Below are 12914 nucleotides of genomic sequence, written 5' to 3'. Positions count from 1 at the left end.
GTTTCATGATAGTTCTCTCAGTTGTGCGCTTGGCTTAGTTGTGCAGCTTCACGCCGAAGCGCAGCGCAATGCCCAGGCCCACGGCCACCAGCGATATATTGATGAAGGACAGCGCTGCCACCAGGTCGGTGGAACCGCCCGCCCACAGCGACACCAGCATGGCGCCGATTACCTCGGTGCCCGGCGAGAGCAGGTACACGCCGGTGGAGTATTCGCGCTCGAAGATCAGGAACACCATCAGCCACGCGCCCAGCAGGCCGTATTTGATCAGCGGCAGGGTCACGTCGCGCGTCACCTGGCCGCGCTGGGCGCCCACGGCGCGCGCCGCCTCTTCCAGCTCCGGGCCGACCTGCAGCAGCGCGGTGGAGATCAGGCGCATGCCGTAGGCCAGCCACACCACCGAGTACGCCAGCCACACCGCGAAGATGGTGGAGCGCAGCGAACGCAGTGCCGGGACCAGATGTTCGCTCAGCCACAGGGCCACGCCGTTGTCCGAGCCCTTGAAGAAGCCGTCCAGCCAGGACGGCACGAACAGGAACACCCACAGGAAGGCCAGGCCGGCCAGCAGGCCGGGAATGGCGCGCGGCACCAGCACGCTGTAGTCCAGCGCGCGGGTGATGCCGTCCGGCTTGCGGTGCATGGCCAGCGCGATGGCGCTGTAGCAGGCCACGGCCAGGCCGCCGCCGATCACGCCAATCAGGATGGTGTTGACGATGCCGCGCATCAGCGAAGGCTCGGCCATGATGTCGCGGAAGTGCTGCAGCGTGAGCACGTCGGCCAGCTTCACGCCCTCGCCCCAGTACTGCACGAAGGAGCGCAGCACGATGCCGGTGAGCGGCATGATGATGGTGAACAGCAGCCAGGCGAACAGCACGCCGAAGGCCAGCCATTTCCATTTACCGAGCGGCATGGCCTTGCTGCGCGCGCCCTTGCCCTTGATGGACACGTATTTGTTGGCCGACTTGAGCAGCCAGCGCTGTATCATCACCAGCGGCATGGTCACCATCACCAGGCACACGGCCACCGCCGCCATCAGGTGGTAGGACGGGGTGCCCAGCTTGTTGGTCAGCTTGTACAGATAGGTCGGCAGCACCAGGTGGCCTTCCGGGTCGCCCAGCACCAGCACCAGGCCGAACACCTCAAAGCCGAGGAAGAACACCAGCACGCCGGCGTAGGCCAGCGCCGGCATGATCATCGGCAGCGACACGTTCACCATCACCTGCAGCGGCGAGGCGCCGGCCACGCGGGCCGCTTCCTCGACGTCCGAGCCCAGGCTTTTCAGCGCCGACGAGGCGTACAGGTAGACGTGCGGCACGTGGGTCAGGCCGGCGATGATGACGATGCTGGTAAACGAATAGATATTCCAGGGCACGAAGCCGAGCAGCTGCTTGGCCCAGGTGGAATAGAAGCCCACCGGCCCCATCGACACCACATAGCCAAAGCCCATCACCATGGGCGAGACAAAGATGGGCACCAGCAGCATGGGCGCGATCCAGCCGCGCCCCGGCAGGTCGGTGCGTATCATCAGGAAGGCCAGCGCGCCGCCCATCGGCACTGCGATCAGTGTCAGGCCGGTGGCCAGGATCAGGCCGTTCTTGAAGGCCATTGCGAAGTCCGGGTCATCGAAGATGAAGCGGTACGCGTCCAGACCCAGCATCTTGTCGGGCATGAAGAACGGCGCCGACAGGAAGCTCTGGTAAAAGATCAGGAACAGGGGCAGGAAGATGGCGATCGCGGTCAGCGTCACCACCACCCCGCGCGGCCAGTTCAGGCTCCGGCGGCCATTGCCGCCGATGCTGGATAAGGTCAGTGTTTGCATGATAAGGCCCTGGTTGTCCGGCTTCCTAAATTACTTCTTGCCCGCGGTTTCTTTCCACTGCTTCAGGAAAGCCATGCGCTTGGCGGGTCCCAGGAACTGCAGCACGATGGGGTGCACCGGCACCGGCTTGACGTTGTCCTTGCCGATCTGCTTGATCAGGTCGGCCGACGTGGTTTCGCCGGTGACGTCGGCGCGGATGGCGTACAGCTTGGAGTCGTTGGCGATCACGGTCTGGCCGCGGTGCGACAGCATGAAGTCCAGCCACAGCTTGGCGGCATTGACGTTCTTGGCAGCCTTGTTGATGAACATGACGCGCGACAGGATCAGCGTGTAGTCCTTCGGCAGCACCACGCCAATGGAGGGGTCGCTCTTGGCGCGCACCAGGGCGTAGGAGCCGAGCACGTTGTAGCCGATCAGGTTTTCGCCCGAGGAGATGCGCTCCATCATGGTGCCGGTGGAGGACTGCACGCGTACCTTGGCCACGCCGAAGGCGTTTTCCAGGTCCAGGAAGTTCGGATTCTCTTTCGCGTCCTGCGTCATGAACATGAAGCCGACGCCGGATTTTTCGATGTCGTAGGTGGTGACCTTGTCCTTGAACTTGGGCTGCTGGATCAGCTTGGCGAACTCGGCGTGGTTCTGCGGCACTTCCTTGGGGTCCAGCAGGCGCTTGTTGTAGACGATGGCGGCCGGCTCGAAGGTGGTGCCGTAAGCCTGGTCGTCCCATACCGCCCAGCCGGGAATCTTGGACGCTTCCACCGACTTGTATTTCAGCGCGTGGCCGTCCGAGGCCAGGCGCATCTGCAGGTCCATCGCGGAAGACCACATCACGTCGGCGGTGTTGCCGCCGGCCGCCGCCTCGGAGATGAAGCGGTTGTACACCTCGGTGGAGTTCATGTCGTTGTACTCGACGCTGATGCCCGGGTAAAGGGCGCTGAACTCCTTGATCAAGGGCTGCGTGGCCTTGCTGTCGGTGGCGCCGTAGACCACTAGCTTGCCCTCTTTCTTGGCGCCGTCGATCAGCTTCTGGTAGTCGGCCGGATAGCCGGCGGGCACTTGTGCAAAAGCGGCGGACGCAAACAGGGCGGCCGCAACGGCCAGGGTCGATTTGATGAACATGAGAGTCTCCAGTTAAGTTGTTTTTTGCTTATCGCACCAGGCCGAATTCGCTGGCGCGCTTGCCGTAGTCGTCCACGGCCTTACGAACATGTTCGGCGAGCGCGTCGCCGGTCAGTGCAAAGGGATACAGTCCATAGCTTGCGCGGGCCTGGGCGAACTGCGGCGTGGCCATCATGCGGTCGAACACCCGCACCCACTGGCGGTAGTCCGCCTCGGGCACGTGGGGCCCCATCCACACCCCGCGGATGATGGGCCAGACCACGTCCACGCCCTGCTCGCGCGCGGTCGGCACGGCGGCCAGCACGCCGGGCAGGCGCTGTTCGGACAGCACCGCCAGCACGCGCGTCTTGCCGTTGGCCGCGTACAGCGTGGCTTCGGAGGCATCGCCCGAGACCACGTGCACATAGCCCGCGTCCATGGCCGTGAAAGCCTCGCCGCCGCCCTCCAGCGCCACGAAACGCAGCACTTTCGGATCCACGCCGGCGGTGCGCATCACCAGCGCAATCTTCAGCCAGTCCTGGCTGCCGATGGTGCCGGACACGCCGATCAGCACCTTTTCAGGATGCCGCTTCAGCGCCGCCACCAGGTCGCCCAGCGTCTTGTAGGGCGAATCGGAACGCACCGCGATCATGCCGTAGTCCGCGCCCAGCGCCGCCACCCAGCGCACGTCGTCCGCCTTGGCCTTGCCGAACTTGCCCTGCGCCAGGTTGAGCAGCGAGCCGCCGGAAAACACCACCAGGGTGTTCGGATCGGCGCGCCGCTGCGTCATCAGCGAATGCCAGGCCACCGCGCCGATACCGCCGGGCACGTAGCTGATGTGGACGTCGCGCGGCGCGCCGCCGTCCAGCGCCTGCAGCCCCTTCTGCGCCAGCTTGCAGGTCAGGTCCATCGCGCCGCCCGGCTTGGACGGGACGATGCACTCCACCCGGCCCGGCGCGGCCGCGGCCGGCTTGGCCGGCCTGGCCGCACCGGCTGCCCAGGCGCCGGCGGTGGCCAGCAGGACAAGCGGGAACAGGATCGATGGCATGGCTTTCACGGCGGGCTCGCGGGCTGGGCTTAGAAGCGGTGCTGGATGCCGGTGACCACGCCGCGCTGGTTGGTGGCGAAGCCGGCGTCGTCGCGCGACAGGCCGGTCAGCTGGCCGTTCTTCGACTTGGCGTAGGCCGCGGCCACGTATACGTCGGTGCGCTTGGACAGCGCGTAGCGGTAGCGCGCCACGTACATGGTCGGGTCGGCGTCCTTGCCGGTGGCGAGGTTTTTCACGTTCACGCGGTAGACGGCGCCGGTGATGGTGGTATTGGCCACCGGTTTGTAGGCCACGCCGGCCCACCAGGTGGTCGCTTTCACATCCGGCGTGGCGGCCTTGCCGGCCACCAGTTTGTAGTCGCGCATCACGCCCCAGAACTTCAGCGGGCCGGTTTCATAGCTGGCGCCGATGTGATAGACGGTGTTCTCGTCGCGGTTGCCGGTGGCCACCACGGTGTTGCCGTTGATGCGCTCCCAGGTCGCCATCAGGCCCAGGCCATTGGCGGCGTAGGCCACGTTGCCCGCCATCTTGCGGCTGTCGGACTGGCCGGTGGTCTGCTCGCCCATGCCGTAGGTGGCGCCGTATTTGAAGTCGCCGGTGCTGCCGCTGTACTTGATCAGGTTGTCGAAGGCGGTGGTGAAACCGTATTTGCTCGGGCCGGTGGCCGGGCCGCTGGTGGCCCACGAGTAGTACGGCGCGAAGCCCATCGGATCGTAGGCGATCACGGTGTCGTACACGGAGGTGAAGGAGCGGCCGATGACCACGCGGCCAAAGCTGCCTTCCAGGCCGACGTTGGCCTGGCGCTTGAACAGCGGGCCGTCCTGGGCGCCGGTGTCGAGCAGGATGCCGCCTTCGAGCTGGAACACCGCTTTCAGGCCGCCGCCCAGGTCTTCGGTGCCGCGCAGGCCCCAGCGCGAGGTGTTCATACCACCGGAGATCACGCTGGTCTTGGAACCGCCCGTGGGCGTGGCGTGGGAAGCGCTTTCGACGCCGGCGTCGATCAGGCCATAGACCTGCACGTTCGACTGCGCGTGCGCCGCGCCGCCCAGGGCGCAGGCAGCCACTGCCGCCGATACTGCCATTGTCAAAGTGGACTTCTTCATGGGTGTCTCCTATAGATATAATTGTTGGTGATATGCCTGATCACGGAAATCAGGGTTCCACTATAGGTTTCACTTCCTTTCAATTCTCTTTCATTGCCCTTTCACCGCAAATTGCCTGCCAATCTTGTCGTCATGTCACCACAAAGATTTACTTTTGGCGGCGCGGCGAGGAAGATGCAGGCCTGAGCATCCACCCGGCACCACGACTATCATGCGCATCCTCCTCGTCGAAGACCACACCGAACTGCAGCACTGGCTGGCCAAGGCCCTGCGCGACTCCCACCTGACGGTGGAGTGCGCGGACAACGGCGCCGACGCCGACGCCCTGCTGCACACCCAGGAATACGCGCTGGTGATCCTCGATCTCACCCTGCCGCGCATGGACGGCCTGGAGGTGCTCAAGCGCCTACGCGCGCGCGGCGGCCCGCGCGGCAAGACCCCGGTGCTGATCCTGACCGCGCGCGGCGGGCTGGAAGAGCGCGTGCAGGGCCTGAACCTGGGCGCCGACGACTATCTGGCCAAGCCCTTCGAACTGGCCGAACTGGAAGCGCGCGTGAAGGCCCTGCTGCGCCGCAGCGTGGGCAACGAGGCGCTGGTGCACAGCTGCGGCGCGCTCAGTTTCGACACCATCACCCGCATGTTCAGCTACCACGGCGCCAACCTGGCGCTCACGCCGCGCGAGCACGCCGTGCTGGAGGCGCTGATCAGCCGCAGCGGGCGCGCCGTGTCCAAGGAAAAGCTGTTCGACGAAGTATTCGCGCTGGCCGACGACGCCAACCTGGACGCGATCGACCTGTACATCCACCGCGTGCGCAAGAAGCTGGAGAGCAGCCAGCCCGGCGCCGCCGCCATCACCACCCTGCGCGGCATCGGCTACCTGCTGCAGCCGCGCGAACCGGCCGTCTGATGGAGCGCGCGCCGGACCAGGCAGCGCAGGACGCGCCGGCCGCGCCGGCGCCGCCCGCGCGCCCCGCCGGCCCGGGCGCGCCGCTCGGCAGCCTGCGCGGGCAGCTGATGCGCTGGCTGCTGGTGCCGCTGATCTTCCTGATGGCGCTGGACGCCGTCTCGGTCTACCGCAACGCGCTGGACGCGGCCGACATGGCCTACGACCGCTCGCTGCTGGCCTCCACCCGCGCGCTGGCCGAGCGCGTGTCGGTCCAGGACGGCAAGGTGGTGGCCGACGTGCCCTACGTGGCGCTGGACAGCTTCGAGACCGACACCCTGGGCCGCATCTTCTACAAGGTCAGCGGCATCAACGGCGAGACCGTGTCCGGCTTCGGCGACCTGCCGCCGGTGCCGGCCAACGTGCCGCGCTCGGAAGCCTATCCCGCGCTGGTGCGCTTCTACCACGCCAAGTACAACGGCCAGCCGGTGCGCATCGCCGCGCTGCTGCAGCCGGTGTACGACGACAGCATGCGCGGCATCGCCCTGATCCAGGTGGCCGAGACGCTGGACGCGCGGCGCGGCCTGTCCAACCAGATTTTGTTCGACACCTTGCTGTGGCAGGCCGGGCTGATTCTGGCCACGGCCCTGCTGGTCTGGTTCGCCGTGCGCCTGGTGCTGCAACCGCTGATGCGGCTCAAGGAAGAAGTGGAAACGCGCAGCGTCTCGGACCTGTCCGACGTCGACCCGGCGCTGGTGCACAAGGAAGTGCGGCCGCTGGTGGAAGCGATGAACGGCTCCATGTCGCGCATCCAGGGGCTGATTGCCAGCCAGCGCCGCTTCATCGCCGACGCCTCGCACCAGCTGCGCACCCCGCTCACGGTGCTCAAGACCCAGTCCGAGCTGGCGCTGCGCGAAGCGGGCCGCGCCCCGTGCGACACCGCTGCGCTGCGCGGCATGGTGCAGGGCATCGCCGCCACCACTGATTCGGCGGTGCACCTGGCCAACCGCCTGCTGATGCTGGCGCGCATCGAGCACAGCGGCGGCAGCGACCCGGTGCCGGTGGCCTTGCGCGCGCTGGTGCGGCAGGTGGCGCTGGAGCTGGCGGTGCCGGCCGTGAGCCGCAATATCGACCTGGCGCTGGAAGCCGAGCACGACGCGGTGGTGCCCGGCCAGGCGCTGCTGCTGCACGAGCTGGTGGCCAACCTGGTCGACAACGCGTTGCGCTACACGCCCGACGGCGGCAGCGTCACCTTGCGGGTCCATCCCGGCCTGGCCGGGCGCGGCCCGGTGCTGGAAGTGGAAGACAGCGGCCCCGGCATCCCGGAAAGCGAGCGCGAGCGTGTCTTCTCGCCCTTCTACCGCGCCGCCGCCTCCATGCAGCGCAACCCGGGCGGCGCCGGCCTGGGCCTGGCCATCGTGCGCGATATTGCCGCACTGCACGGCGCCACCATCGTCCTCGGCAGCGGCGCCCGCCACCACGGCCTCAAGGTCACCGTTTCCTTTCCCGCCTGAAGCCCTTTCCTACAAGCGAGCTAAGCCGCATTTTCCCCACTTCGGGGTCTGACCCCGAAGTGGGGAAAATGCGGCTCAGGCCGGTTGGCGGGCGGGCGGCCAATCGGACGCGGAGTTTCCGGCTTTTCCCCTATGATGCGCGGGTACGCTGCTGAGCCGTCCGGCCCCCGTTCCCTATGTTTCCCAAGCTGTCATTTCGCCATCTGCTGCTGGGCGTGTTCCTGCTGATCGCCGTGCTGCTGAGCGCGACCTCGGTGCATGCCCTGCTGACCCTGGACCGCCTTGCCGCCCACAGCCGCGAGGCGGGCCAGCATGCCATCGCGCTCACCGAGAACGCGCAGCGCCTGGCCGAGCGCAGCGTGGCCATGGAGCGCAGCGCGCGCCAGTTCCTGGTGCTGGACGACCCGGCCTTCCGCCAGCGCTACGCCGAGGCCTGGCGCGACGCGCAGGCGGCGCTGGCCGCCGTGGCTGCCGGCCTGCCCGGCGCGCCGCCGCAAACATTTGCCGACTGGAACCAGCGCAGCGAAGCGGCCTGGACCGTATTGCAAAGCCCGCGCGGGCGCCGCGCCAACCGCCAGCAGGCGCTCAACCAGGCGCTGAGCCAGGCCCTGAGCGGCTTGCCCGCCATCAGCCAGGCGCTGGAAGATGAGGTCAAGCGCGAGGTGGAACGCCGCAACCAGCTGCTGCTCGACGAACTGGACCAGCGGCGCGGCGTGCTGACCGGCCAGGTGGCCGCCGCTATCGCCGTGGCGGCGCTGCTGGCGGTGGGCTTCGGCGCCTGGGTCTCGCGCCCGCTCAAGCAGATCGAGCAAGCCATCCACCGCCTCGGCGAGAACCGCTACGGCGACGCCATCGCGGTCGAGGGGCCGAACGACCTGCGCCGCCTGGGCCAGCAGCTGAACTGGCTGCGCCAGCGCCTGTCCGACCTGGAGGCCGACAAGTCGCGCTTCCTGCGCCACATTTCGCATGAACTGAAGACGCCGCTGGCCGCGCTGGTGGAGGGCGTGGCCCTGCTGGAGGACCAGCTGCTGGGCGCGCTCACGCCGCAGCAGCGCGAGATCGCGGCCATCCTGCGCCAGAACACGGCGTCGCTGCAAAACCAGATCGAGGACCTGCTGCGCTACAACGCCGCCAATTTCGACGCCCAGCATCTGCTGCGCGCGCCCTGCGAACCGGCCGCACTGCTGCACGAGGTGATCGCCAACCAGCAGCTGCAGCTGCAGGCGCGCGCCCTGGTGGCGCGGGTGGACGGCGCGCCGCGCGCGCTGCCCATGGACCACGACAAGATGGCCATCGCGCTGGGCAACCTGCTGTCGAACGCGGTGCGCTTCAGCCCGCAGGGCGGCACGGTGCGCTTTGCGCTGGACGAGCACCAGGGCTTGCTGCGCATCGACTGCATCGACCAGGGCCCCGGCGTGGCCGAGGAAGACGCCGAGCGCGTCTTCGAGCCCTTCTACCAGGGCGAGCGCCAGCCGCCCGGCGCGCGGCGCGGCAACGGCATCGGCCTGTCCATCGTGCGCGAATACGTGCAAGCGCATGGCGGCAGCCTGCAACTGCTTCCCTCCCAGGCGGGAGCCCATTTTCGGATTGAACTGCCCTATGACCACTAAACTGCTGTCCCTGCTGCCGGTGTTGTTGCCAGCCTTGCTGCTGGGCGCCTGCGTGACGCCGGCGCCCCCGCCGCCGCCGCCGGCCGTGATGCCGGCGCCGCCGCCCGTGGCGCCGCTGGCGCAAACCCCGCTCACGCATGTGTCGCCGCAGGACGAGGCCGCGCCCCTGCTGGCCTACCACCAGAGCCTGCGCCGCATGCAGCAGGGCGAACTGCTGAAGGAACTGAGCGGCTTGAGCCTGCAGCAATCCACTCCCAAGCTGTCGCTGCAGATCGGCATGATCCTGATGCTCACGCGCGGCAGCGGCGACCTGGCGCGCGCCCAGGCGCAATTCGACAGCGTGGCCACCTCCACCGAGCAGGCGGCGCAGTCGCTCAAGCCGCTGGCGCAACTGCTGTCGAGCCACTGCGCGGAGGCGCGCCGCCTGTCCGAGCACAATGAAAAACTTAGTGCCCAGCTGAAGGAAAACCAGCGCAAGACCGAACAGCTGAACGACATGCTGGAAGGCCTGAAAGCCATCGAGCGCAACCTGCCGGTGCGGCCGCCGCCGCAGTCCTCCGCCCAGGGAGGCCGCTGATGGCCGGCCCCCAGGCCTCCGGCGGCCACATCCTCCTGGTCGATGACGATCCCGACCTGCTGCGCCTGCTCTCGCTGCGCCTGACCGCCAACGGCTACCGCGTGACGGCCGTGGGCAGCGCGGAAGCGGCGCTGGCGCGCCTGTCGATCGAGCTGCCGCAGCTGGTGGTGAGCGACATCCGCCTGCCGGACCGCGACGGCATGGCGCTGTTCCAGGAAATCCGCTCGCAGCATCCGGCGCTCCCGGTGATCCTGCTGACCGCGCACGGCACCATCCCGGACGCGGTGGAAGCAACCACCCTGGGCGCCTACGCCTACCTGACCAAGCCGTTCGACGCCAAGGTGCTGCTGGAGCGCATCGAGCAGGCGTTGAGCCTGACCGCACCGGCGCCGGTGCACGGCGGCGGCGACGAAAGCTGGCGCGCCGAGATCATCAGCCGCAGCCAGGCCATGGCCGAGCTGCTGGCCGAGGCCAAGCTGGTGGCCGCGTCGGACGCCAGCGTGCTGATACGCGGCGAAAGCGGCACCGGCAAGGAGCTGCTGGCGCGCGCCATCCACCGCGCCAGCCGGCGCGCCAAGGCGCCCTTCATCGCCGTCAACTGCGGCGCGATTCCCGAGCAGCTGCTGGAGTCGGAACTGTTCGGCCACGTGAAAGGCGCCTACACGGGCGCCATCAGCAGCCGCGAAGGCCTGGTGCAGGCGGCCGACGGCGGCACCCTGTTCCTGGACGAAATCGGCGACATGCCGCTGCTGCTGCAGGTCAAGCTGCTGCGCGTGCTGCAGGAGCGCGTGGTGCGCCAGCTCGGTTCCGACCAGGGCCGGCCGGTGGACGTGCGCATCCTGTCGGCCACCCACCGCGACCTGGACGCGGCCATGCTGGAAGGCCAGTTCCGCGAGGACTTGTACTACCGGCTGAACGTGATCACGCTGACCCTGCCGCCGCTGGCCGAGCGGCGCGAGGACGTGGCGCTGCTGGCCACGCGCTTCCTGCACGCGCTGGCGGCCAAGTACCAGAAAACCGTCAGCGGCTTTGCGCCGGGCGCGCTGGAAGCGCTCACGCGCGCCTCCTGGCCGGGCAATGTGCGCCAGCTGTACAACGTGGTCGAGCATGTGTGCGCGCTGGCCACGGCGCCGCTGGTGCCGCTCACGCTGGTGCAGCGCGCGCTGCGGGTGCCGTCGCTGGAAGTGCTCAGCTACACGGAGGCCAAGCAGCGCTTCGAGCGCAACTACCTGGTGCAGCTGCTCAAGCTCACCGACGGCAGCGTGGCCGACGCGGCCCGCCTGGCGGACCGCAACCGCACCGAGTTCTACCGCCTGCTGCAGAAATACGATCTCAACGCGGCCCAGTTCCGCGCCGACGGCGCCGATTCGTAGGGCGGCTTGCGGCCGTCATGGCCGGCGGCGCGGCGCCGCCTGGCGGGCGGCGCACAGCGAACCCGCCCGACGTTTTACCTGAGCGCCAGCGCCCGGCTGGAGGCCGGATTGTGCGCATGCTGGCGCGCGGCCCCGGCTTCAATCTTGAACACGCTGACCGCTTGCGCCAGGCTGGCCGCCTGGTCTTGCATAGCCTTGGCGGCTGCCGCCGCCTGCTCCACCAGCGCGGCATTCTGCTGGGTCACGTGGTCCATCTCGATGATGGCCTGGTTCACTTGTTCCACGCCGGTGGTCTGTTCGCCGCTGGCCAGCGCGATTTCGCCGATGATGGCGCTCACGCGCTGCACGCTGTCCACCACTTCGGTCATCGTGGCGCCGGCCTGGTCCACCAGCCTGGCGCCCTGGTCCACGCGCTCCACCGAGTCGCTGATCAGGGCCTTGATCTCCTTGGCCGCCGCGGCCGAACGCTGCGCCAGGTTGCGCACTTCGGACGCCACCACCGCGAAGCCCCTGCCCTGCTCGCCCGCCCGCGCCGCTTCCACCGCCGCGTTCAACGCCAGGATATTGGTCTGGAAGGCGATGCCGTCGATAACGCCGGTAATATCCTCGATCTTGCGCGAGGCGTCGTTGATGCCCTGCATGGTGGACACCACCTGCGCCACCACCTCGCCGCCGCGCACCGCCACGCTGGCGGCACTGGACGCGAGCTGGTTGGCGTGGCGCGCGCTGTCGGCGTTCTGCTTCACCGCCGAGCTGATCTGTTCCATCGACGCGGCGGTTTCCTCCAGCACGCTGGCCTGGCTCTCGGTGCGCGCGCTCAAGTCCATATTGCCCTGCGCGATCTCGCTGCTGGCGGTGGCCACGCCGTCCGCGTCCTGCCGCACGGTAGCGACGATGCCTTGCAGGCTGGCGCGCATGTTTTCCAGCGCCTGCAGCAGCTGCGCCGTTTCGTCCTTGCCGTCCACCTGCATGGCCACCGTCATGTCGCCCTCGCTCATGCGGTGCGCGCTGCCGACCGCCACCGCCAGCGGCCGGGTGACCTGGCGGCTGACCGCCAGGCCGAGGAACACGCCCGCCGCCAGCCCGGCCAGCACCAGCATGATCATCACGTTGCGGCTGCTGGCATACAAGCCGGTATTGGCCTCGGCGACAGCCTTGGCTTCGCTTTCCTTGAGCTGCGACAGCTTGTTCATCGCGATGCCCAGCTGCACGCTGGGCTGGACCACGTTGTTGCGCATGTACTGCTGCAGTTCGCTGTCCGCGTGCATCTCGCTGGCCCTGATCCTCGTCAGCAGGCCCTCGGCGGCGGCCTGGTCGGTGTTGATCACGTCCTGCAGCTGCGCCACCTGGCGCTGGCCCTCTGCTGTCGTAAACAACGGGCTGGCCTGGGCGATGAAGGCCTTGCTCTTGGCCCTGCCGTCGGCGATGCGGGCATAGGCGTTGTCGCGCTCGGCCTGGGTGCTGGCAAGGATGGCGTCGCGCAGGCCCACCACTGCCTTCAGGCGCTCCACATTGGCTTCCTTGAAGTATGACAGGCCCATCAACTCTTGCTGGTACAAGCGGGTGTCCGCATCGTTGATGCGCTTCATGTTGTAGATGGCGTAGGCGCCCAGCAAGGCGCCTATGGTGGCCACCGCGATGAACGCCAGCACGAGCTTGGTCGAAGTCTTGTAGTTGGACAATTGCATGAGTGCGTCTCCTTGGGATGGGTGTTCAGACTCTACCCAATCGCCGCGCCGCCGGCCATGAGGTTTTTCTGTCGTGCTGCGGCGACAGAAAATAAACGTTTAAATTCAAAGGCTTACGGAAACGGTCGCAGATGGTGTCGCCATATCACGACAAATACTGTTGCGGATCTGCTGCCTGTCGGCAAGTTAATCTTGGCAGAATTA

10 protein-coding genes are annotated in these 12914 nt (G+C 67.7%); 5 read left to right on the top strand and 5 right to left on the bottom strand.

What is annotated here, in order from left to right:
- Nucleotides 1-34: 34 nt before the first annotated feature.
- Genes ASC94_RS11640 through ASC94_RS11625 form a run of 4 tightly spaced genes read right to left on the bottom strand, consistent with a single transcriptional unit; the run spans nucleotide 35 to nucleotide 5065 of the window.
- Entirely contained in the window at nucleotides 35-1819 is a 1785-nt protein-coding gene (locus ASC94_RS11640; protein WP_056394615.1) for an iron ABC transporter permease, read from the bottom strand.
- Nucleotides 1820-1849: 30 nt separating this feature from the next.
- Complete coding sequence (locus ASC94_RS11635) at nucleotides 1850-2935, bottom strand: ABC transporter substrate-binding protein (protein WP_056394613.1); 1086 nt, start codon at nucleotides 2933-2935, stop codon at nucleotides 1850-1852.
- Nucleotides 2936-2963: 28 nt separating this feature from the next.
- Entirely contained in the window at nucleotides 2964-3962 is a 999-nt protein-coding gene (locus tag ASC94_RS11630; protein WP_082616419.1) for a tripartite tricarboxylate transporter substrate-binding protein, read from the bottom strand.
- A gap of 29 nt (nucleotides 3963-3991) precedes the next feature.
- Entirely contained in the window at nucleotides 3992-5065 is a 1074-nt protein-coding gene (locus tag ASC94_RS11625) for a porin (protein WP_056394610.1), read from the bottom strand.
- Between the two features lie 211 nt (nucleotides 5066-5276).
- Here ASC94_RS11625 and ASC94_RS11620 point away from each other — a divergent pair, with 211 nt between their 5' ends.
- From ASC94_RS11620 to ASC94_RS11600, 5 genes are all read left to right on the top strand, one after another.
- A complete protein-coding gene (locus ASC94_RS11620) occupies nucleotides 5277-5972 on the top strand; it encodes a response regulator (protein WP_056394605.1) in 696 nt (231 codons plus the stop codon).
- Nucleotides 5972-7462: a sensor histidine kinase gene (locus tag ASC94_RS11615; protein ID WP_082616418.1), complete on the top strand. Its 1491-nt coding sequence runs from the start codon at nucleotides 5972-5974 to the stop codon at nucleotides 7460-7462. Before ASC94_RS11620 ends, ASC94_RS11615 begins: the two co-directional genes overlap by 1 nt.
- 176 nt (nucleotides 7463-7638) lie before the next feature.
- A complete protein-coding gene (locus ASC94_RS11610; RefSeq protein WP_056394602.1) occupies nucleotides 7639-9072 on the top strand; it encodes a sensor histidine kinase KdpD in 1434 nt (477 codons plus the stop codon).
- Nucleotides 9062-9649, top strand: coding sequence for a hypothetical protein (locus ASC94_RS11605; protein WP_082616417.1), 588 nt, complete (start codon nucleotides 9062-9064; stop codon nucleotides 9647-9649). Before ASC94_RS11610 ends, ASC94_RS11605 begins: the two co-directional genes overlap by 11 nt.
- The gene (locus ASC94_RS11600) at nucleotides 9649-11022 is read left to right on the top strand and encodes a sigma 54-interacting transcriptional regulator (protein WP_056394599.1); all 1374 of its coding nucleotides are present in this window, start codon (nucleotides 9649-9651) and stop codon (nucleotides 11020-11022) included. The genes ASC94_RS11605 and ASC94_RS11600 overlap by 1 nt, the downstream gene beginning before the upstream one ends.
- Before the next feature lie 74 nt (nucleotides 11023-11096).
- Here the strand turns inward: ASC94_RS11600 and ASC94_RS11595 are convergent, their stop codons facing one another.
- Complete coding sequence (locus tag ASC94_RS11595; protein WP_056394596.1) at nucleotides 11097-12710, bottom strand: methyl-accepting chemotaxis protein; 1614 nt, start codon at nucleotides 12708-12710, stop codon at nucleotides 11097-11099.
- Between the last annotated feature and the right edge of the window lie 204 nt (nucleotides 12711-12914).

This window comes from Massilia sp. Root418 (genome assembly GCF_001425265.1).
GTDB lineage: Bacteria > Pseudomonadota > Gammaproteobacteria > Burkholderiales > Burkholderiaceae_D > Rugamonas.
Note: the sequence above shows the minus strand (reverse complement) of the source record. Positions and strands in the feature narration are given on the sequence as shown.